This window comes from Corynebacterium massiliense DSM 45435 (assembly GCF_028609805.1).
Classification (GTDB): domain Bacteria; phylum Actinomycetota; class Actinomycetes; order Mycobacteriales; family Mycobacteriaceae; genus Corynebacterium; species Corynebacterium massiliense.
In genome coordinates, this window is record NZ_CP063189.1 from 1,305,026 (window position 1) to 1,326,489 (window position 21,464).

15 protein-coding genes are annotated in these 21,464 nt (G+C 62.8%); 5 read left to right on the top strand and 10 right to left on the bottom strand.

The annotated features are described in order from the left end of the window. The first annotated feature begins 24 nt into the window (after positions 1–24). The gene (galE, locus tag CMASS_RS06175; RefSeq protein ID WP_022862139.1) at positions 25–1,014 is read left to right on the top strand and encodes a UDP-glucose 4-epimerase GalE; all 990 of its coding nucleotides are present in this window, start codon (positions 25–27) and stop codon (positions 1,012–1,014) included. Here galE and CMASS_RS06180 read toward each other — a convergent pair. Continuing rightward, positions 1,011–2,135 (bottom strand): DUF4192 domain-containing protein, encoded by a 1,125-nt coding sequence (locus CMASS_RS06180; RefSeq protein WP_027018472.1) that lies wholly within the window; start codon positions 2,133–2,135, stop codon positions 1,011–1,013. The two genes, galE and CMASS_RS06180, sit on opposite strands and share 4 nt — an antisense overlap. A gap of 254 nt (positions 2,136–2,389) precedes the next feature. Between CMASS_RS06180 and CMASS_RS06185 the strand changes: the two genes are divergently transcribed. Then, complete coding sequence (locus CMASS_RS06185) at positions 2,390–3,463, top strand: PAC2 family protein (protein ID WP_022862141.1); 1,074 nt, start codon at positions 2,390–2,392, stop codon at positions 3,461–3,463. 57 nt (positions 3,464–3,520) lie between these two features. Continuing rightward, entirely contained in the window at positions 3,521–6,049 is a 2,529-nt protein-coding gene (locus CMASS_RS06190) for a DEAD/DEAH box helicase (RefSeq protein WP_033399376.1), read from the top strand. A gap of 93 nt (positions 6,050–6,142) precedes the next feature. On the opposite strand, the gene CMASS_RS06195 is transcribed toward CMASS_RS06190, so the two are convergent. The 6 genes from CMASS_RS06195 to CMASS_RS06220 all read right to left on the bottom strand — a co-directional run bounded on the left by CMASS_RS06195 (position 6,143) and on the right by CMASS_RS06220 (position 13,254). Then, positions 6,143–7,834, bottom strand: coding sequence for an ABC transporter family substrate-binding protein (locus tag CMASS_RS06195; RefSeq protein WP_022862143.1), 1,692 nt, complete (start codon positions 7,832–7,834; stop codon positions 6,143–6,145). 4 nt (positions 7,835–7,838) lie between these two features. Further along, positions 7,839–9,722, bottom strand: coding sequence for a dipeptide ABC transporter ATP-binding protein (locus tag CMASS_RS06200; protein WP_022862144.1), 1,884 nt, complete (start codon positions 9,720–9,722; stop codon positions 7,839–7,841). Next, positions 9,719–10,867, bottom strand: coding sequence for an ABC transporter permease (locus CMASS_RS06205; RefSeq protein WP_022862145.1), 1,149 nt, complete (start codon positions 10,865–10,867; stop codon positions 9,719–9,721). The genes CMASS_RS06200 and CMASS_RS06205 overlap by 4 nt, the downstream gene beginning before the upstream one ends. Then, positions 10,868–11,851, bottom strand: a complete 984-nt coding sequence (locus tag CMASS_RS06210) for an ABC transporter permease (protein ID WP_022862146.1) — start codon at positions 11,849–11,851, stop codon at positions 10,868–10,870. A 255-nt stretch (positions 11,852–12,106) separates the two neighbouring features. Continuing rightward, positions 12,107–12,631 carry an alkylhydroperoxidase, AhpD family gene (gene ahpD, locus CMASS_RS06215; RefSeq protein WP_022862147.1) on the bottom strand — a complete coding sequence of 175 codons (525 nt, stop codon included), beginning with the start codon at positions 12,629–12,631 and terminating at the stop codon, positions 12,107–12,109. 26 nt (positions 12,632–12,657) lie between these two features. Next, the gene (locus CMASS_RS06220; protein ID WP_022862148.1) at positions 12,658–13,254 is read right to left on the bottom strand and encodes a peroxiredoxin; all 597 of its coding nucleotides are present in this window, start codon (positions 13,252–13,254) and stop codon (positions 12,658–12,660) included. A gap of 148 nt (positions 13,255–13,402) precedes the next feature. Here CMASS_RS06220 and CMASS_RS06225 point away from each other — a divergent pair, with 148 nt between their 5' ends. Then, positions 13,403–14,392 carry a hydrogen peroxide-inducible genes activator gene (locus CMASS_RS06225; protein ID WP_022862149.1) on the top strand — a complete coding sequence of 330 codons (990 nt, stop codon included), beginning with the start codon at positions 13,403–13,405 and terminating at the stop codon, positions 14,390–14,392. A 6-nt stretch (positions 14,393–14,398) separates the two neighbouring features. Here CMASS_RS06225 and CMASS_RS06230 read toward each other — a convergent pair whose 3' ends face one another. From CMASS_RS06230 to CMASS_RS06240, 3 genes are all read right to left on the bottom strand, one after another. Further along, the gene (locus CMASS_RS06230) at positions 14,399–15,403 is read right to left on the bottom strand and encodes a hypothetical protein (RefSeq protein WP_022862150.1); all 1,005 of its coding nucleotides are present in this window, start codon (positions 15,401–15,403) and stop codon (positions 14,399–14,401) included. An 80-nt stretch (positions 15,404–15,483) separates the two neighbouring features. Continuing rightward, a complete protein-coding gene (locus CMASS_RS06235) occupies positions 15,484–16,233 on the bottom strand; it encodes a hypothetical protein (protein ID WP_022862151.1) in 750 nt (249 codons plus the stop codon). 135 nt (positions 16,234–16,368) lie between these two features. Continuing rightward, positions 16,369–17,241, bottom strand: a complete 873-nt coding sequence (locus CMASS_RS06240; RefSeq protein WP_022862152.1) for a hypothetical protein — start codon at positions 17,239–17,241, stop codon at positions 16,369–16,371. A gap of 192 nt (positions 17,242–17,433) precedes the next feature. Here CMASS_RS06240 and hrpA point away from each other — a divergent pair, with 192 nt between their 5' ends. Further along, entirely contained in the window at positions 17,434–21,462 is a 4,029-nt protein-coding gene (hrpA, locus tag CMASS_RS06245; RefSeq protein ID WP_022862153.1) for an ATP-dependent RNA helicase HrpA, read from the top strand. The last annotated feature ends 2 nt before the right edge of the window (positions 21,463–21,464 follow it).

The following is a 21,464-nucleotide window of genomic DNA, read 5'->3' on the forward strand; positions in this document are numbered from 1 at the left end:
CGGCGAAGGAGACGTGAAGCCGCGATGAATCTACTCGTCACCGGGGGCGCGGGATACGTAGGTAGCGTGTGCGCGACCGTTCTGCTCGAACAGGGCCACGACGTCACCATCATCGATAACTTCTCCACCGGTAACCGCTCGGCGGTGCCGGAAGGCGCCCGCCTCGTCGAGGGCGATGTCGCCGACGTAGCCGACAAGGTCTTGGCGGAAGACGAGTTCGACGGGGTATTGCACTTCGCGGCGCGCTCGCTCGTGGGCGAATCCGTCGAGAAGCCCGCCGAGTACTGGCAGCACAACGTGGCAACGACGCTGAAGCTGTTGAACGCCATGCGCGACAACGGCGTGAACAACCTAGTCTTCTCGTCCACCGCGGCCACCTATGGTGAGCCGGAAACGGTCCCCATTACTGAGGACATGCCGACCCAGCCCACCAACCCGTACGGCGCGACGAAGCTGGCGATCGACTACATGATCACCTCCTTTGCGCAGGCCTACGGTCTCGCCGCGACCTCCCTGCGTTACTTCAACGTGGCCGGTGCGTACGGCGCTGTCGGCGAAAACCGGGAAGTAGAAACCCACCTCATCCCGATCGTCTTGCAGGTCGCACTCGGCCACCGCGACAAGATCTTCATCTTTGGCGACGATTGGGAAACCCCGGACGGGACCGCCGTCCGCGACTACATCCACGTTCGTGACTTGGCCGACGCGCACGTCCTCGCGTTGGAATCCAACACTCCGGGCGAGCACCGCATCTTCAACTTGGGTTCTGGGGATGGCTACTCCGTACGCCAGGTCATCGACACTTGCCGCGCAGTCACCGGCCACCCCATTCCGGCGGAAGACGCTCCCCGCCGCGCGGGTGATCCGGCGACGCTCATTGCGTCTTCGGCGAAGATCCGTGAAGAGCTCGGCTGGAATCCCACGCGCACCGATCTGCGAACCATCGTGGAAGACGCGTGGGATTTCACCCGCGCTTTGGGCGACAAGGCCCACTCCGCCAAGCGCAAAGGCTAAAGCTCTAGCGGAACGGGGTTACTGGCTCGACAGGTCAGCTTTTCACAGGCGATGTTGCTGCCCTCCACCAGCGAGTCCACGAGCCATTCGTGCAGCCCGGAGCGGTAGGCCTGCACCATGAGGCCGGCGAGGCTGTGGTCCGGGTCCTCCTCGAGCACGGTGGCGAGTACCGCGCCGGTGCGCATGGAGAATTTGCGCGCGATAAGAACGGCGCCGTAGATGCACAGTGCGTTGTGCCGCGCAGTGTGGTGCATGCTCTGCGCTACGGCGAGCAGTACCTTCTCCGCCGCCTCCGCGTGGACAATGCACGCACCCATTACGATGTCCCGCGTACACGTGGTAGACATCCACATCGCGACGGTCGTGAGTATCTCCCAGTCAGCGGAGATGTCCGCGAAGCTTTTCGCGGCGCATTCCTTTAGCAACAAGTCGACATCGACAGGCACATCGGCAAGCGCGTAGGCCCGCTCGTCCCCACCGCGCCCGGACTGGATTCCCCGCCCGCTGTGCAAGTCGCTGGCAGCATCCATCGCGGTGCGTTCGAGGGCCATCAATTCATTGACGGTGAAGTGCGGGTTGATGTCGCGCAGCGGGGCGAGCGACTCCTCGCGATTGATGTCCGGAAGCCGGCCTTCGCGCACGAAGTCGGTCATGGTTGCGGAATCGGTGATGGACGAGACCCGTCCGGTCTCCCAATCCCGCCAGTGCGGGTTGTCCGTGGTGCTGTAGGCCTCGGGCCCAAACCAAATCGCGTATTCCTCGCCGGTGCGCACCTGCGGGACGTGCCAGCACGCCACGATTTCCAGGTCGGAGCGCAGGCAGCGGAGGTAGTAGAGGTCGGTAACGACCGCGTCGATGAGTTCCTCCGGCCGGGTGGTGATGAGAAAGCCCATGAGCATCTCGCAGCCCATCTGGTGGAGGGTGTCGGTGACCTCGTTCATGGTCTCGGGGATCTTGTCGATGTCCATACGAACCGTCGGTCCGAGGGTGTAGCGGCCAAGGGTCTTGTTGAATCCCATCAGGACGAGGGATTCGGTGGGATAGAAGCCGAGGGCTCCGGGGATATTGGCGATGAGTTGTCCGGGCGATTGAACGATGAAGTTCTCAGTAGAAGTTGTCATGGCTCTTACTGTCGCGGCCGTTGGGCTGCCGCGCACCCGGCGCGGCGAAGTTATCCACAAGTAGACGGAAAGCTCGATCTCGAAATACGAAAATGGGCCCAAAACCCGGAGTTATCCACAACTTGGCTAGTTGCGCGGGCACAATCGGCGCGCAGGCAGTAGTATTGTTGCCCCACTACGCCAGACTGGTCTGGAATACCGCTGCCGCAGTTAGTGTTGTGTGCAGTGTGTGGAAGCAAGGAGGTTGCTAGACAATGCACGATGACGAGCAGCACATGTACGAGGTCGCGTACCCTGCGCCTGCGGTGCGTTCGAACGCTGACGATGCCAGTGGTCCCACCCTCGTCATCGCTATGCATGGCTACGCAGACGCCGGCATGGCGGTAGAAACCAGCGCTGACCACCTGCAGGCGGCGCTCGACGCCCGTCAACTGGTGTCTTTCAACGCGGACGAGCTCATCGACTACCGCTCGCGCCGCCCTGCCGCGACGATCAACACGGATCAGCCGGTCAGTATCGATGACCCGCGCCTGGGTATCCAGGTGCTGCGGGACAATGCCGGCCAGTCCTTTCTGCTGTTGTCCGGGCCGGAGCCAGACATGCGGTGGGATGCGTTTACCGATGCCGTGGCGGACTTGGCCGAGAAATTCGGGGTGCGCAACACCATCTGCTTGTACGCCGCTCCGATGCCGACCCCGCATACCCGCCCGATGGTCGTGACCGGCCACGGCTCCAGCGAGCTGACCAAGCGCATGGTGACTATGGACAGCACCATGATCGTTCCTGGTTCTGCCTCACTGTACATCGAGCGGGAATTGGCGGACCGCGGCCGCAACGTGGCCGGCTTTACCGCGCACGTCCCGCACTACCTCGCGTCGTCGCCCTACCCGCACGCCACGTTCCATCTGCTGGAATCCGTGAAGGCCGCCGCCGGACTCGAGTTTCCCTTGGGCAGCTTGGAACGCGACATGGAGCGGGTCAACGAACAGCTCGCGGAGCAGGTCACCGAGTCCGACGAGGTGTACCAGGTCGTAGGCCAGTTGGAAGAGCAGTACGACGCGTTCATGGAGCAGTACCGGCAGCGCCACCCCCAGGCTGTCATGCCGGGCGAGGAAAACATGCCGTCCGGTGAGGAAATCGGCGAAGAGTTCCAGCGCTTCCTCGCCGCGCTGGACGCCGGAAAAGCCGGGGACGTCGGGAACACCGGGGATAGCGGAATCAACTTCCTCGGCGGCAGCGACGGTCAGGAACGCGGGGGTGACTCTCACCGAGACGACGACCACTGGGACGACGACAACGGTCAGGGCCACGTCCGCGACGAGGGCTAACTGCCACCGGCGCCGGAAGCAGCGTCGCCTACAGTAGGGAGCGTGACTTTATCGCAGATGCTCCCCGACCTCGCCGAAGTTCCCGAGTCCCTCATCGATGAAGCGATCTGGGACTCGTTTACCTCGTGGACAACTGAGCGGGGAATTTCCCTCTACCCCGCTCAGGAAGAAGCGTCGCTGGGCATCCTCGCGGGCGACAACGTCATCCTGGCCACGCCCACCGGCTCCGGCAAGTCCATGGTGGCGAACGCGGCGCATTTCATCGCCCTCGCGCGCGGGCAGCGCAGCTTCTACACCGCCCCCATCAAGGCCTTGGTCAGCGAGAAATTCTTCGCGCTCTGCGAGATCTTTGGCCCCGAACACGTCGGGATGATGACCGGCGATGCGACGGTCAACGGCAACGCGCCCATCATCGCGGCGACCGCCGAGATCGTGGCCAACATCGCCCTGCGCGACGGAGCGGACGCGAACATCGACCAAGTGGTGATGGACGAGTTCCACTACTACTCCGAGCCGGATCGCGGCTGGGCCTGGCAGGTCCCGCTGTTGGAACTGCCCAAGGCGCAGTTCCTGCTCATGTCGGCCACCTTGGGCGACACCGACTGGCTCGAAGAGGACCTTTCCCGCCGCACTGGGCGCGCGACGAACTACGTCGGTGGCTCGCAGCGACCGGTCCCCCTCGATTTCACCTACACCTTTTCCGCAGTGCACGAAACCATCGAAGAGCTTCTCGCCGACGGCAAAGCGCCGACCTACGTGGTGCACTTCAGCCAACGCGAGGCGGCCGAACGTGCCCAGGCGCTCACCTCCCTCGGTTCCATCATCACCAAGGAAGAAAAAGAGCAGATCGCTGAAGAGATCGGCTCTTTCCGCTTCACCACTGCCTTTGGTAAGACACTGTCCAAGCTGGTGCGCCGCGGCATCGGCATCCACCACGCCGGCATGCTGCCGAAGTACCGCCGGCTGGTCGAGCGCCTCTCGCAGACCGGGCTGCTCAAGGTCATTTGTGGCACCGACACTCTGGGCGTGGGCATCAACGTGCCCATCCGCACGGTGCTCATGACGGGCCTGGCCAAGTTCGATGGCACGCGCCAGCGCGTGCTGAAATCCCGTGAGTTCCACCAAATCGCGGGCCGCGCAGGCCGCGCCGGCTACGACACCGAGGGCACCGTCGTGGTGGAGGCGCCGGAGCACGAAATCGAAAACGCCAAGCTGCGGCGCAAGGCCGGCGACGACCCGAAGCAGTTGAAGAAGATCCGGAAGAAGTCGCCGCGCGATGGCGAAGTGTCCTGGTCGGAAAAGACGTTCAACCGCCTGACCGAGGCCGAACCCGAACAACTAGTTTCGCAGTTCCGTGTGTCCAATTCGATGCTCATCAACGTCCTTGCGCGCCACGGTGACACCTACGAGCACTTTCGGCATCTGCTGCGCGACAACCACGAGACCCGCGCGAAACAAAACGGGCACATCCTGCAGGCCCTCGACCTGTTCCAGGGCCTGCTCAACGCGGATATCGTGCAAAAATCGACGAAGGGCCGCGACATCTACGGCCGCCCGTACCACTTGGTGCGGGAGCTACAGCGCGACTTCGCCTTAAACCACCCCCTCTCCCCCTTCGCGCTCGCGGCGCTCACCCTGCTGGACAAGGAGTCGGACACCTACACCCTGGATGTCATCAGCGTCTTCGAGGCGATCCTCGACGACCCGCGCCAGATCCTCAAAGCTCAGGAAAGCGCGGTGCGCGGCGAGGAAATCGCGGCGCTCAAGGCCGAAGGTGTGGACTACACCGAGCGGATGTCCATCGTGGAGGACATCACCTATCCCAAGCCGCTCAACGATCTGCTGGAGGACGCCTTCGAGACGTTCCGGCAGGGGGCGCCGTGGGCGCGCGAGTTCGACATCTCGCCGAAATCGGTGGTCCGGGACATGCTGGAAAAGTCGATGACGTTCAGCGATCTCATCTCCACCTATTCCCTCGCCCGCTCCGAGGGTGTGGTCTTGCGCTACCTCACCGACGCGTGGCGCACCCTCCAGCACTCGATCCCACGGGAGTACATGACGCCGGAGCTTGACGATGTCGTGGTCTGGCTCGGCGAGCTCATCCGTCAGGTGGACTCCTCCCTGGTGGACGAGTGGGCGCACATGGCGGGCGAGGATCAGCCGGTCAGCCAGGAGACGGTGGACCGCGAACGCGCCTTCGGCGTGGAGGATCCCACGGCGCTGACCGCCAACCAGCGCGCGTTCCGCATCATGGTGCGCAACTACATGTTCCGCATCGCCCAACTTTTCGGCGACGAACGCGAAGACGAGCTGGCCGAGATGCTCGACTACCTGGAAGATGTGCCCGACTTCGGTGCGGCGCTGGACGATTACTTCGACGAGTTCGACGACATCGATACCGGCCCCGACGCCCGCGGTCCCGAATACTTCCTCGTGGATGACTCTTCTGGCCGGCTCTGGACCGTCCGGCAGGTGTTAAAAGATCCGGAAGATGAGCGCGGCTATCAACTCGTCGCGCACGTGGACCTGGACGCCTCCGATGCGGCGGGCGAGGTCCGGCTACGCGATCTCGAGGTGCGCTACTAGCGGCGCGGTTAACACCGCGCCGCTAGGTTTCACACTCAGGACACCGCGCCGCTAGTTTTCACGCTCAGGACACCGCGCCGCTAGGCTTCGCAGTTACTTCTGCTCGGAGCCTTTCTCCCAGCCGATGTCCTCGACGGGCACGACCGCAAACGAGTAGCCGCCCAGGTTGGCCAGGCCTTCCTTCACCGCGGACATGTCGGGGCCATTGGCAAACGGCATGAGGCCGTATTCCTTGAAGGCCTCCTTCTCCAGCTCGTTGGAGCGCTTGATCTGCTCGTCCTTGTCGCCGATCTGCTGAAGTTCATCGATCTTCTTGTCCAGCTCGGCGGTTCCGGTGCCCGACTTGTTGAGCTCCGAGTTAGACCGGTAGATCTGGCCGAAGTACGCCACGCCGTACGGGTCGCCCATGGAAAAGCCCATCGGGAAGACGTCGAAGTCTCGCTCCGAGGCGATCTTGGAGAAGTCCGAGGCCGGCCGTTCCTCGATCCGCAAGTCCACGCCGATATCGCGCAGCATCTTCTGGGTGGCCCCAGCTTCGGCCTTGCTGGTGGGATCATCGCCCAGCAGGACGTAGCGCAGGGAGAGTTTTTCGCCGTCCTTTTCCCGGATGCCGTCGTCGCCGGCTGTCCACCCGGCATCGTCAAGCAACTGCTTCGCCTTGTCCGGTTCGAACTGCACGACGGCACCGAAGTTGTCCTCGTAGCCGTCCTGGGTCTGCACCAGGTTCAGCGAGCCAGGCAGATCCTCCGAGTAACCGATGCCGTTAAAACGGATCTCGGCCAGCTGGGAGCGATCGATGCCGCGCATGATCGCCTCACGCACCGCCTTGTCCTCCAGGTTAGGCGATTCGGAATTCAGCGTGATAAGCGCGTTGGACGGGCGGATAGCCGTACGCACCTCGATGCCCGGCATGTCCTTGACGGACGCCAACCGATCCTTCGACGCGACGCCGGTGGCGTCAATTTCTCCGGCCTTGAAGGCGTTGATGGACGCCTGGGAATCCATGTAGCGGTAGGTGACCTTGTCCAGCACGGGCTTGTCGCCCCACCACTTCTCGTTGGGCACGAAGGTGACGGTGCCCGACTGGAAGTCAGCGTTGTCGACCTTGTACGGGCCCGCGCCCCACTCGGGGTGGAGCTTATTCACGTACGCCTCGTTGAACTTCTCCGCCGAGTCCACCTGGGGCGGCAGCAGGAAGTTAAACAGGCCCTGCCACCAGGGGTATTCGTTCTCGAACGTCACCACGGCCTGCTTTTCGTTCTCACCCCGGGTGACCGACTCGATGAGCTCGTAACCATCGGTGGAGCTGACATTGAGCTCCTTGTTTTCGCCGTTGTTGAACTTCCAGGTGTGCTCGAACGACGTCCAGTCAATGGGGGTGCCGTCGTTGTACTGTGCCTCGTCGCGGATCGTGTAGGTGACTTTGCGCTTGCCGCCCTGCTCCTCATCCTTGATGTCAGAGATGTAGGCGTCGTTGGCGGAGAAGTTGCCCTCGCCGTCGAAAAGCCCAATCTGCGGGTTGTAGTAGCGCCAGATGGTGTTGGTGTACGCAGTGCCGTCAGCCTGGAACGGGTTCTGCTGTTCGGACAATTCGCCCAGGGCGAGGCGCAGCTCGCCGCCCTGTTGCAGGTTCTCCCGGTCCTGCGGGTTGTAGGCGCCGTTGAGCGAGACCTCCACCTGTTCTTCGGCGGCGTCTTGGCCCGAGCTGCAGCCGGACAGGGCGAGGGAGGCGGCGGCCGCGAACGCGGTGGCGGCCTTGTAGATGGTCTTGCGCTGGATATTCATATTGTTAGTGTCCTTTCTGGGGGTCAGGGACGGGGATGGCGGAAAGTAGCTCACGGGTGTACGGGTGCTGTGGGTTGTCGAAGATGCTGTCGACGTCGCCTGCTTCCACGAACTCGCCCTTGTACATCACTGCGACGCGGTCCGAGAGATGGCGAACCACCGACAGGTCGTGCGCCACGAACACGAAGCTGATGCCTAGGCGGCGTTTGAGGTCGTGGAGCAGATTGATGATGCCGGCCTGGATGGATACGTCCAGGGCCGAAACCGGCTCGTCGAGGATGATCACCGACGGGTTGGTCGCCAGCGCGCGGGCGAGGCCGATGCGCTGCCGCTGCCCTCCCGAGAAGTGTCCCGGGAACCGGTCGATGTGATGGGATTCCAGGCCCACCAGCTGCATGAGTTCGGCGATGCGCTTGTCGATGTCGCCTTCGTGCCCGAGCGCATTCAACGGTTCCGCGATGATTTCGCGGATGGTCATGCGCGGATCGAGCGAGCTCATCGGGTCCTGGAAGACCATCTGGATGTTGCGACGCAGCGCGCGGCGTTCCGCGTTTGTCAGCGAGGAGGTATCGGTGCCGGTAACAACGACGGTGCTGCCCTCCGGCGGGTCGAGGTTCATGACCTCCAGCAGGGTCGTCGTCTTGCCGGAGCCCGATTCGCCAACAATGGCGAAACACTCGCCCTGGCGGACCGCGAAGCTCACGCCTTTCACCGCATGGACGGTGCCCACGCGGCGCTTGAGGATGGCCCCTTTCACCAGCGGGAAATCTTTGACCAGGTTGTCCACCTTGAGCGAGATGTCGCGTTGGTCCATGGGAGTTCCGGCCAGCACGTCGTCCGCTATCTCGGGCAGCGGATACAGGTCACGGCCTGCGATACGGCGGTCACGGATCTCGCCCGCGCGCACGCAGCTGGCGAAGTGTCCGGCATCGTCAGGCAGCTCTTCCAGGGGCGGCTCGAGGCTGCGGCACTTATCGATGGCCACCGGGCACCTGCTCACAAACGGGCATTCGGCGGAGGCCTCGATGAGCCGCGGCGGAGTTCCGGGGATGGGCACGAGCGGTTTATCCGTGGGCTGATCCACCCGCGGGGTCGCCCCGAGCAGGCCCACGGTGTACGGCATCCGGGGCTGGCGGAAGACGGTACGCACATCGCCGTATTCCACCGGGCGGCCGGCGTACATCACCATCACGTCGTCGGCCGTTTCCGCGACCACGCCCATGTCGTGGGTGATGAGGATGGTGGCCGCACCAGTCTCGCGCTGGGCCACTCGCAGCACATCCAAGATTTGTGCCTGGATGGTCACGTCCAAGGCGGTGGTCGGCTCGTCGGCGATGATGACCCGCGGGTTGTTCGCGATGGCGATGGCGATGACCACGCGCTGGCGCATGCCGCCGGAAAATTCGTGCGGGAAGGAACGCAGCCGCTTCTTCGGCTCTGGGATGCCCACCAAGTCCAACAGGTGCGCGGCCTCGTCTTCTGCCTTCTTCCGGGACAGCGAGCGGTGTGCCTGGATGGCCTCCACCAGCTGATCGCCGATGGAAAAGACCGGGGTGAGAGCGGTGAGCGGGTCCTGGAAGATCATGGACAATTCCTTGCCGCGCAGCGAAGACATTTCGCGGTCGCTTTTGCCCAGCAGCTCCTCGCCGTTCAGCGTCACCGATCCGGTGACCTTGGCGTAGTCCGGCAACAGGCCCATCACGGCCATGGAGGTCACCGACTTGCCCGAACCGGACTCGCCGACGATGCACAACGTCTTTCCGGGGTGCGCATCGAAGTCCACCCCGCGGACCGCGCGCACATTGCCAGCCTCCGACGGGAAGGTCACGGTCAGATCGCGCACCGACAACAGGGGCGCGGTAGAGGTGTTTGTCAACTGTCGGTTCATGCTCGGCCTCCGGAATTTGAGTTGGGGTCGATAGCGTCACGCAGGCCATCGGCAATAAACGCCATGGACACGGTGAGCAGCGTCAAGGTAAGCGCTGGGAAGTAGAACTGCCACGGGGACGACTCCACCGCGTTGGTGCCCACTGCCAGCAGCGTGCCCAAGGACACGTCCGGCAGTTTCACACCCAGGCCCAGGAAGGACAGGGCCGTCTCGGACACGACGGTGGACACCACGCCCAGCACCAGCTGGATGATGAGCAGCGAGCCGATATTGGGGATGATGTGACGGACGATCGTCCGGGACTTGGACACGCCCATGTACTCCGCGGCGCGAACGTAGTCGTTTTCCCGCACACTCAGCGCCATCGACCAAATGACACGCGCCGGGTACATCCATCCGAACGCGATGAGGACCACGATGAGCAGTTTCCAGTCGCCGCCGGAATCGGCAACGACGAGCGCGATCAGCAGGAAGGTCGGGATGGCCAGCAAAAAGTGGATGACTGCCAGGATGACCTTTTCCACCGCCCCGGAAAACATCGCTGCCGCGGCACCGATGAGGGCAGACAGCACCGAGGTGCCAATCGCCACGGTCAATGCGATGATGAGCGAGCGCCCCAGGCCGTGCACGGTCTGGGCGAAGAGGTCGTTGCCGGCATCGTTGGTGCCAAACCAGTGTTCGGCCGACGGCGGCGCCGAGAGGTTGAGAAAGTCCGGGTCGTCGAATCCCCACTGGGTGAGGTATTTACCGAACAGGGACGCCAACACGAGGACGACGAAGATGGCGGTGCCGACCACGGCCATCTTGTTGCGGAAAAAGCGCCGCCGGTACAGCGTGAACTTGCTGGATCCGGTAAACGCGGTCCGCCGGGTCTCCCCCGGCGCGCGACCGCTATCCCCGGCATCTCCCTCACCGGAGTCAATGGCCGGTGTATACGACTTGCGCTGCGCGTCGTCGGCGTCCACGCCTGAGCCCAGGGCGGTGATGGCACTGGGCTCGGTGGCCATGCTGAAGTCGGCGGTGGAGGTGTGCGGGCGGATACCCAGGTTATCGGCCGCGGTGTCGATGGCGAGATCGTCGCGCCGGTGCCGCTCGAATTTCCGGGCGGTCGACCGCGGAGTGGTTGCTCGTTTCTTATCTGGCATCTAACTCACCCGAACCCTTGGGTCAAGAGCGACAACGACGACATCGGCAAGCACGGCGGAAATGGCAATCATCACGGCGCCGAACGCGGCCACCGCGGTGGCCCCGTGCACGTCGTTGCGGCTAATGGTTTCCACGAAGTACTGCCCCATTCCGTTCCAGGCAAAGATCTTCTCGGTCATGATCGCGCCGGTGAAAATGCCGGGAACGGAGAAAGCCACCGACGTGGCGACCGGAATAATGGAGGTACGCAGCGCGTGTTTGCGAATCGCCTGCGAACGCGTCAGGCCCTTTGCCCGGGCGGTGCGCACGTAGTCCGCGGACAGGTTGTCCAGCAGCAAGGTGCGCTGCATCATGTGGTAGCCCGCGTAGCTGATGATGACCAGCGAGATGGTGGGCAATATGAGGTGCTGGCCGAAATCAACGAGCTTCGGGAAAAATCCGTGGACGTCCAGGTTCGCTGCCCCGGTGACGTAAAACAGCCGCTTTCCTGACACCTTGTTGAGGAACAACCCGGCCGAGACCACCACGATGGATGCGACGACGACGTGGGTGTTCATCGTGATGATGGACACGCCCTGCCAGAAGCGATCCGCAAACTTGTACTGTCGCGCGGCGGTGTAGACACCAAGGCCGACACCGATGATTACCGACAGGATCGTTACCAAAAGCAACAGCTGCGCGGACACCAAGGCGCGGTGGGTGACCTCTTGGGCGACGGACTCGCCGAGCGGCGAACGCCCCCAGTCGCCGTGCAAGAAGACGCCCTGAAACCAGGTCCACCAGCGACTGAGCAGCGGTGTGTCGGGGTTGAGGTTGTGGGGTTCCAGTATCTGCGAGATCTGTTCTTCAGACAGCGCCGGCCGTCTGCCCCGGTAGTTGGATCGCGGATCTAAGAAGACTGCCGCCAACAGATACGCGATGTTCGTGGCAAGGAAGATGACCAGCAGCCAGCTGGCGGTCTTCTTGATGACGTATTTGACCATCGCTCATTCCTGTTCTGTTCCGCTTGGAGTGCGGGTATAGACATCAGCTTCGGGTGAGCCACAGCGCCAGACCCATAATTTATGACCTAACTCACTCCGAAGCTTTGCAGGAATATTACCTGCTTCACATTGCGCGCGAGGGTTTTCGGCAGGTTTTCTTTAACGGTGATGGTCAAAATCCGCAGAAAGAAGTGGAAAACGAGAAAACCCCTGGTCACAGTGACCAGGGGTTATGAATGAAAGTGCGAGCCGCGTTTAGCGTGCCGCCTCAATATGAACGGTCTGGGCGACCGCCTGGACGACGGCGCCGACCTTGATGGCCTCCCAGATCTGCTCCTTGGTCAGACCCTCTTCAGTCAGCGTCTTGGCGTGGGCACCCAGGCAGTGCTCGCAGCCGTTGATGGCGGAAACGACGGTGTTCCACAACTCGAAGTCGGCCTTCTCCACGCCCGGCTTGGAGATGATGTTCATACGCAGGCCAAACTTGACCTGTGCGTAGTCATCACCCAGCCAGCCCTTGGCGCGGTAGGCAACGTTGTTCATTGCCATAACGGTGGCGGCGCCGTAGGCGGCCTCCACCGCCTCATCGCTCAGGTGCTCCTTAGCCTCTTCGGCGATCTCAGCGATGACCTTCTCGTTGCGGGTTGCAGCCGCCGCGGCCAGCATGGAACCCCACAGCTGCTGCTCGTTGAGCTCGGTCGTGCGGGTGAGGGTGCCGAGGTTCAGCTTCTGATCCTTGGCGTACTCCGGCAGCGACTTCTTCAGGTTCTCAATCGACATGTCTTTACCTCCTGTGCGGGAAGGATTTACTGCAGGGAATCCTGAACAACACCGAGGCGATCGATGTTCTTGGTCGGGTCGTTCTTCTCCCAGTTGCAGGCGCAGACCTCTTCGGACTGCAGGGCGTCGAGGACGCGCAGGACCTCATCGACGTTACGGCCGACAGCGTCCGGAGTGACGGACACGAACTGGATGACGTTATCCGGGTCGACGATGAAGGTGGCGCGGTCAGCAACGCCGTCAGCGTTTTCTACACCGAGAGCGCGCACCAGGTCGTGGCGGACGTCGGAGAACATCGGGAACGGGATCTCCTTGAGATCCTCGTGGGTGGCACGCCAGTTGAAGTGAGCGAACTCGTTGTCGATGGAGCCGCCAAGGATCTGGGTGTCGCGGTCCTGGAACTCCTCGTCCAACTTGCCGAAGGCAGCGATCTCGGTCGGGCACACGAAAGTAAAGTCCTTCGGGTAGAAGAAGACGACCTTCCACTTACCCTCGTACTTGTCCAGCGAAACCTCTTCGAAGTAATCCTCCGGCTGGTTAGCGTTGACGTCGTGGAGGTCGCCGCCCTTGAGAGCGGTGAGCTTGAACTCGGGGAACTTTTCACCAACGGTCAAGATAGACACTGTCTTACATCTCCTTATCAGATGCGTCGAGGAAAATAACTGGTCACACAGTCCGTGCCAGCTGTCTCGCCGGCACGTCCACAATCATGCCTATCAAAATCCCGGATGTCAATAGATCTTCTTATTTATCGGTGATATAGTCTGACCCATGCATACCAAAGAGTACCGTCCCACACTGGCTCAGCTGCGCACATTCGTCACCGTCGCCGAAAACAAGCACTTCGGCGCAGCCGCGCAGAAACTGCAAATCTCCCAACCGTCCCTCTCCCAGGCACTCGTCGCACTGGAGCAAGGCCTGGGGCTGCAGCTCATCGAGCGCTCTACCCGGAAGGTCATCGTCACCGCCGCCGGTGAGCGTCTCCTCCCCTACGCCAAGGCCACGTTGGACGCTGCCGAGGCGTTCTTAGCCAATTCGCGCGGCGCTACTGGGACGCTGACCGGTCCGCTCGCCATCGGCATTATCCCGACCATCGCTCCGTATATCCTGCCGGAGCTTTTGGTGTCTATTCGGGAAAACTACCCCGAACTCGAGCCCCGCATTGTCGAGGAGCAAACCAATCACCTGGTCCAGAAGCTGCGCGACGGCCAGCTGGACATGGCAATTCTCGCCCTCCCCACCGATACACCGGGGCTTACGGAAGAGCCGCTCTACCGCGAGCGTTTCGATGTCGTGGTGCCCGACGATCACCCGTTCGCCGGACGCACCGATTTGGCGCTCGGAGACTTGGAGGACCTGGATTTGCTGTTGCTTGACGATGGCCACTGCTTGCGCGATCAGATCATCGATCTGTGCCGGCGCGCGCAGGTGAGCCCGACGAACGCGACGAACTCCGTGACGCGCGCGTCGTCGCTGACCACGGTGATGCAGCTCATCATCGGCAAGCTGGGCGCTACCCTCATCCCCGAATCGGCGATCGAAACCGAGGCGAACCGCCCCGGTTTGTCCGTCGCCACCTTCTCCCCCGATGTCAGTGCCGACCGTCAGATCGGCATTGTGTACCGCAACTCGACCGCCCGGGCGGATGACTTCCGCGCCTTCGGCAACCTAGTCACGGACGCTTACGAAAGCGCCCTGCAGCGCTCCCGGTCGGCGATGCCTGCGGTCCAATCGCCGCAGACCTCAGATGCTGACGACTAGCCCTGGTTAACCCTTGCGGCCTTCGACCGGGACTGGGCCGCCAGCCGCCTGGCGGTAACCGTGGGCCATGGCCAGCAGAATCGCCGGGTACGTCAAGAAGCCGACCGGCAAGGTGATAAACGAAATGAGACCGGTGAGAAGCGAAAGGCCCAGAAGCGGCGAGTAGTTGCGCTTACCGGCTCGGAAACCTTCCCGGATCGAACCGCCGACCCCGGCGCGCCCGTCCGCGGCGTACCAGGCCATCAGGTAGTACAGCGGGCTCAGCAGGAGGCTAGCCAGCATTAACAGAGCGAGGCCGCCAAGCATCTTGCCCACAGCGGCAGCAAGCTGGGCATCGGTCACCGGGTTAGTGTTTGCAGCCCACACGCCCAGTACGGAGGCGACAATCACGCAGATGATCGAGCTCACCACGCCGATAATCAGCATGACCGCGAGGGTTGGCCCCCAGCGCACGTCCTTGCCGATGTCGCCCCAGCCCGCGTTGGCCTCATCAATTTGCCGCAACGCCAATCGGTAGATGATAAGCGAAATGACAAATCCCAGAATGCCCGAGAGGATTTGCGGGATGATTTGGCCTGCACCGAAGGGGTTTTGCGGGTCGTAGTTGCCGGTGCTGCCAGCGATCGCGCCAGCAATGACGCTGATCAGCCCAATGACAACTCCGAAGGCCAGCGCGCCCAGGATCCACAGCTTCCAATTGGAAAACGCTGCCTTAAAACCCCAGCCGATAGCGTCGCCGATGTTGATTCGGCCGTCGCTCGGGCGGGTCAAGGCGTTGCCTTTGCCGGCCCCGTAAGCGCCCTCGTTGGCGCCCTGGTAGCCAACCCCGGCGGGGTCGCCGTAGCCGCCGTTTCCGTAACCAGCGTTACCGTAGCCGGCGTTGCTGTAACCCGCGTTACCTTCCTGCGCGTGGCCGAAGTTGGGCCGATCTTCCGGGTGGTTGGTCGGCTGGTAACGCGGTAGGCCGTCACCGGTCCCGCCGTTGAATTGGCCATCCCGTGGCTCAGTCATGCGTGTTTCCCTTCTTATGGTGGATAGGAATCACTTAGACCGTAGCAAGGTGACGGTAACGGTGCGCCGCGGGCAAGAATTTATTCCTCTTCGGTCACGCCGCGGAAGAGAAAGGCCCCGAGAAGGAAGATGGCCGGCAGCTCCACGATGAGCGCGAGAAACAACGTGCCAAAAGCAAGCACGGCAAAAAGTGGGATGACCAGTAGCGGCAGGAAGAATAGTTTGAGCCAGTGGCGTTTGCCCGCTTGAATTCCTAGGCGCACCGAGTCTTTCAGTGTCTCGCCCGCCACGGCATACCAAGGGATAAAAACTGTGAACGGAAACAGAGCGCCGCCGACCAGAAAGCACACGGTGGCGAACATCTTCGCCGGCAAATGCCCCCACGAATCCCACATGATGTCGTAGAACGCGCTCGCAACGCTCGGCAGCATCGTATAGCAGATAAAGATCACTGCAACGTACGCAATGATCCCGCGAATCCAGGGCACTCCGGTTCCGAAGTCGCGCAATCGTGCCCGGCCGCTATCGACCTCCCGCAGCGCCAGATGCATGAGCGCGACGGGAAGCGCAAGGTCCACGGCGATGACGAGGAGACTGAACCACCCCTGGTCGCCCAGCCAGTCCATTCCCGCACCCAACGCGGCGGTCATACTCTCCCAGTAATCCCCGCCATCTCGAAACGGGTTGTGGGTCAAGGCCCCAGCCACGAAGGCCACGAAGGACCCAACGGTGCCCAGCACCACCACGGTGAGAAGGAACCCGCCGATCCACGTCCCGGCGTTGCTGACCGCCCGGCTGAAACTAAACCCGAAAGCGGGCCAGAATTTCATCCGCGGCCTGTGCGTTACCAGCGGCGACCGCACCGGTTCCGCGGGACCAAAGTCCCCAGGTGCCACTCCCAACGGAGCACCCGGTTGCGTGCTCTCAGCGGACCCCGTCGTTAATTCCAGTGCGCTCATGTGGTCTTAAGCCTCAAGCTTGGGCGCAACCGAGTCGTGGCGTGCTGCCGCCGCACTACCGGCCGCGGGGCCGGTCACGTCACGGTAGAGGTACGCGTTGAACAGGAAATACGCGGGGAAGACGAGAAGGATGCCGAACCCGAGTGTCACCATTATGAACAGGGCTCCGAACAGGGAGATAAGCAGCGGCAGGAAGAACAGCCGCAGCCAATTTTCCTTGCCCGCCTGGAGGCTGAGACGGAACGAGTCGGTCAGGGAGGCGCCATCGGCGGCGAACCACTCGACGAACCAGAAGAACGGAATGAGCACCCAGCCCAGAATCTGCACGGCTAGAGCGACGAGGCTTGCTAGCCCGTCGTCCATCACGGACGGCAGCCAGTCCTCTAGGGCACCCGCGGCGTAAGCAAAGCCGAAAAGCACCGCTTGGCTGACAACGACAGCCACTGCCGTTGTTCCCCAATGGACCCCGCGACCAAAGTCGCGCAACCTGGCCGCCTCGGTGTCGCGGTCCCTCAGGGCCAGGTGGACGAGCGCAACGAAGAAGAACAGCTGGATGAGGTAGCCGATTAACGCGGGCACAGGATGGTCATCGATGAAGCTCAAGCCCTCGTTCAAGCTGTCCTTCCACGCCATCGCGTCATTCGGGGCCCCGGAGGTAAGTGGATTGTCGATAGCCATCCCCAGAACTACAGCGCCAATGAGGCTGAGGGCCAGGTAGAGGAGAAATGTCAGAAGCTCGCCGCCAATCCACGTGCCCTGGTTGGTAAACGGCCGCTTCAGAGCCCACCCCATCGCTGGAAAGATGCGGGCCTTGCCAAACTTCGCACGGCCCTGGTTCACGTGGCCCTCGGAACCGTAGGGCGAATCCGTTCGCGTCATTGCATGAGTCCTCTCTGTCGGCGTTCTACTCGCGGGGTGCCTAGGTGTCTTCTGGTTGCCCCGCAACACAGTGTCGAGCCTAAGTACGAGCAGCAAGCCGTCCCCTCATCCCTAGGGAGGAAATTGCCCCGGTGGGCGCACCGGCCCCGTTCTTAAATCAGCAGCGAAAACAGGTAAACTTGCGCGTTGACCATGACTGATACCAACGCTTCGAACCCCAACCAGACCTCGGCACCGTCGCGCGAGGAGCTCTACGCGGCACTCGACAGTGTCTCCCTTGCGGAGGCGCGCTCGTTTCGGCGTCGGCTGCGCAAGGCGAGGGCGCCGCACGCGCGAGCGGCGATTGCCGCGGACATCGCCAAGGCGCAACAACGGGTGCAGAAGGTCGCAGACGCGGTACCGGAGATCTCCTACCCGGATACGCTGCCTGTTTCGGGTCGCCGCGACGATATTGCGGAGGCCATCGACAACAATCAGGTCGTCATCATCGCTGGCGAGACCGGTTCCGGTAAGACCACCCAGATTCCGAAAATTTGTCTGGAGCTCGGCCGCGGGCGGCGCGGGCTTATCGGCCACACCCAGCCGCGCCGAATCGCGGCGCGCACGGTGGCGGAGCGTATAGCCACGGAGCTGGGCCAAAAGATTGGCGAGTCGGTCGGCTACGCCATCCGCTTCGACGATCGCGTCACGCCCACCACCGCGGTCAAGCTCATGACCGACGGCATTCTGCTGGCAGAAATGCAGCGCGACCGCTTCCTTAACGCGTACGACACGATCATCATCGACGAGGCCCACGAGCGCAGCCTCAACATCGACTTTCTCTTGGGATATCTTAAGCGGCTGCTGCCGAAGCGCCCCGATCTCAAGGTCATCATCACCTCCGCGACGATTGACCCGGAGCGCTTCGCCGCGCACTTCGCCGACGAGGACGGCGAGCCCGCCCCCATCATCGAGGTCTCCGGCCGCACCTACCCGGTCGAGGTGCGCTACCGCCCACTCGAGGAAGAAGTGGATGGGAAACTCGTTGCTCAGGATCCGCTGGATGGGCTGTGCGATGCTCTAGAGGAGCTCATGGCTGAGGGCAGCGGGGACATTTTGTGTTTCTTCCCCGGTGAACGCGACATCCGCGACGCCATGGAGGCCATCGAGGCGAAGAAGTGGAAAGGCGTCGAGGTCGCCCCACTGTTCGGCCGCCTCTCCAACCAGGAACAACACCGCGTGTTCAGCCCGCACTCGGGCCGCCGGATCGTTTTGGCCACCAACATCGCCGAAACCTCCCTGACTGTGCCAGGCATCCACTACGTGGTGGACACGGGCACGGCGCGCATCTCGCGCTACTCGACGCGCACGAAGGTGCAGCGGCTGCCCATCGAGCCCGTCTCCCAAGCCAGCGCGAACCAGCGCGCGGGCCGCTGTGGACGTGTCGCCGACGGCATCGCCATCCGGCTTTACTCCGAGGAGGACTTCGAATCGCGCCCGGAGTTCACCGATCCGGAAATCCTGCGCACCAACCTGGCGAGCGTCATCCTGCAGATGATTTCGCTGCGTCTCGGCGACATTGCGCGGTTCCCCTTCGTGGAGCCCCCGGCCGATAAAGCCGTCCGCGACGGCCTGCAGCTGCTGCGCGAACTTGGCGCGGTGACCAACAAGGAAAAGGACGGGCTCCCCGTCCTCACCCAGACCGGAAAGTATCTGGCCCGCATTCCGGTCGACCCCCGGATGGCGCGCATGCTGGTGGAGGGCCACCGCCTGGGCAGCCTTGACGATGTCCTAGTCATCGTCGCCGCCATGACCATTCAGGACGTGCGCGAACGCCCACTCGAATACCAAGCCCAGGCCGACCAAGCGCACGCGCGGTTCAAGGACAAGTCTTCCGACTTTCTGTCGCTGCTCAAGCTGTGGGACTACACCCAAGAGTCCCGCGACGAGTTGTCCGGCAACCAGTTCCGCAAGCGCATGAAGGCGGAGTTCCTGCACTACATGCGCATCCGCGAGTGGTTCGACCTCGTGCGCCAGCTGCGCGACGTCGCCCGTGAATTGGGCTGGTCGGACCGCACGCACACCGCGAATAAGCGCGACGTCAACGCCATCCACCAGTCGCTATTGTCCGGCCTGTTGTCCAACATCGGTGCCCGCGATGGAAACAGCAAGGAATACTACGGCGCCCGCAACACGAAGTTCGTCATTTTCCCCGGCTCGTCGCTGGCGAAGAAGCCGCCGGAGTTTCTCATGGCAGCCGAGCTGGTGGAAACTTCCCGCCTATTCGCCCGCGACGTGGCCAAGATCGACCCCGCATGGGTGGAGAAACTCGCCGGCGACCTAGTCAAGCACAGCTATTCGGAGCCGACGTGGTCGCGCAAGCGCGCTGCCGCCGTGGCACACCAAAAGTCCACCCTGTACGGCGTCACCATCGTGGCGGACCGCATGGTCCCCTACCACCGCGTCGATCCCGCCGCCGCGCGCGACATGTTTATCCGCGAGGCGCTCATTGCCGGTGATTGGTCGACGCACCATGAGTTCTTCCACGCAAACAAGCAGAAGATCGAAGATGCCACCCAGCTGGAGGAAAAACTCCGCCAGCGCGGGCTTGTCGCCGACGAGGACATGCTCTTCGACTTTTACGACGAGCGCATTCCGGCGACTGTGACCACGGGCAAGCACTTCGACTCGTGGTGGAAGAAGGAGCGGCGACAAAACCCTGAGTTGCTCGATTTCGACCCCGCCAAGCTGCTGACTACGTCGGATGAGGGAACGGAGGAGCAATTCCCGGCAACGTGGCGGAAGGGCTCCGTCGAATACGAGTTGAGCTACCGTTTTGAGCCCGGCGATCCCCACGATGGCGTCAGCGTTCTTATCCCCATCCCGCTGTTGGCAGGCGCGGATACCGAAGGTTTCGACTGGCTGGTGCCCGGATTGCGCCTCGAGCTGGTGACCGAACTTATCCGTTCGCTGCCGAAGGGCCTGCGCCGCACGGTTGTGCCCGCGCCCACCTTCGCGGAGCGCGCCCTTCCCAAGTTGCTGCCGTATGAGGGGCCTTTGACGCAGCAGCTTGCCGATGTCCTGCGCGAACTCGGTGGCCACGGAATCAACGCGTCCGACTTCCATCCAGAGAAGCTGCCGGCGCACCTGCGTATTAACTACGCGGCCGTGAACAAGCGCGGGAAGATCGTCGATTCCGACCGCGATCTCGACGCGCTTCGCCAGCGGCAGGCCGGCCAGATTTCCACCTCGGTGCGCAAGGCTGCAGAAAAGTCGGCTGCGGCGCACGGCCGGGGCAGCGCGCCCGCCGGCCGCGGGAAGACCGGCGCCGGTAACAAGGGTGACGCTGGTGATGGTGCCGCGGGCACAGGTCACGAGGCGACGGAATGGACCGCGGAGACTATCGGCGATATCCCCGCCGAAGTCCAGACCACCGTGGACGGCCAAGACATGACCGCGTACCCGGCGCTCGAGGCGACGCCGCATGGGGTGCGAGTGAAGTACCACCCCACAAAGGCAGCTGCCGATACCGGCATGTTCGGCGCCACCTTAAAGTTGCTGCTCAAGGCGACAAACGTGAAACCTCAACAGATGGTCAAGGGGCTTCCGCTCCAACAACGGGTGGCAGTAGATAACTATCCGCACGGCGGCGCCCAGGGACTGGTCAACGACTGTCAGGTGGCGGCCACCCGGGATCTGTTGGTGGAAGAAGGCGGGCCGGTGCGTTCGCCGAAGGAGTTCGCTGCCCTGCGTGACAAGATCACGCCAAAGGTTGCCGGCCGGGTGCGGCAATACGTGGTCGCGCTGGCACCGGGTCTGGTCGAATACGGCAAGGTCGCCGAAGAGCTAAAGTCCTGGGACGGTCCGGCCATCGAGGATATGCAGCGTCAGTTGGCGTTCCTCTTGCCCGCGAACGCGGTGACGGTGCACGGCATCGGAAATCTGAAGCACCTGCCGCGGTATGTGCAGGCCATGCGCGTCCGCCTCGAGGAGATGGATATTGATCCGGACAAGGACGCGGACCGGCAGGCAGAAATTGATGAGGCCAAAGCCGTTATCAACCACAAGCTGCGCTCGCTGCCGAGCGGTGCCCGCAACTCCAAGGCGGTTAAGGACCTGTACTGGATGATCCAGGAGATGCGGGTATCCCTCTTCGCCCAGCGCTTGGGCACAGCCCGCCCGGCTTCGCTGCGCCGCATCCAAAAAGCCGCGGCCAAGTTGGGACGGTCGAACCGCCAGTAAAG

Excerpts from the sequence above, each read along its gene's own strand:
- CMASS_RS06225 (WP_022862149.1), top strand. The coding sequence starts at position 13,403 with ATGCATACCAAAGAGTACCGTCCCACACTGGCTCAGCTGCGCACATTC.
- galE (WP_022862139.1), top strand. The coding sequence starts at position 25 with ATGAATCTACTCGTCACCGGGGGCGCGGGATACGTAGGTAGCGTGTGC.
- CMASS_RS06205 (WP_022862145.1), bottom strand. The coding sequence starts at position 10,867 with ATGCCAGATAAGAAACGAGCAACCACTCCGCGGTCGACCGCCCGGAAA.
- ahpD (WP_022862147.1), bottom strand. The coding sequence starts at position 12,631 with ATGTCGATTGAGAACCTGAAGAAGTCGCTGCCGGAGTACGCCAAGGAT.
- CMASS_RS06200 (WP_022862144.1), bottom strand. The coding sequence starts at position 9,722 with ATGAACCGACAGTTGACAAACACCTCTACCGCGCCCCTGTTGTCGGTG.
- CMASS_RS06190 (WP_033399376.1), top strand. The coding sequence starts at position 3,521 with ATGCTCCCCGACCTCGCCGAAGTTCCCGAGTCCCTCATCGATGAAGCG.
- CMASS_RS06180 (WP_027018472.1), bottom strand. The coding sequence starts at position 2,135 with ATGACAACTTCTACTGAGAACTTCATCGTTCAATCGCCCGGACAACTC.
- CMASS_RS06210 (WP_022862146.1), bottom strand. The coding sequence starts at position 11,851 with ATGGTCAAATACGTCATCAAGAAGACCGCCAGCTGGCTGCTGGTCATC.
- CMASS_RS06240 (WP_022862152.1), bottom strand. The coding sequence starts at position 17,241 with ATGACGCGAACGGATTCGCCCTACGGTTCCGAGGGCCACGTGAACCAG.
- CMASS_RS06235 (WP_022862151.1), bottom strand. The coding sequence starts at position 16,233 with ATGAAATTCTGGCCCGCTTTCGGGTTTAGTTTCAGCCGGGCGGTCAGC.
- CMASS_RS06230 (WP_022862150.1), bottom strand. The coding sequence starts at position 15,403 with ATGACTGAGCCACGGGATGGCCAATTCAACGGCGGGACCGGTGACGGC.
- CMASS_RS06185 (WP_022862141.1), top strand. The coding sequence starts at position 2,390 with ATGCACGATGACGAGCAGCACATGTACGAGGTCGCGTACCCTGCGCCT.
- hrpA (WP_022862153.1), top strand. The coding sequence starts at position 17,434 with ATGACTGATACCAACGCTTCGAACCCCAACCAGACCTCGGCACCGTCG.
- CMASS_RS06195 (WP_022862143.1), bottom strand. The coding sequence starts at position 7,834 with ATGAATATCCAGCGCAAGACCATCTACAAGGCCGCCACCGCGTTCGCG.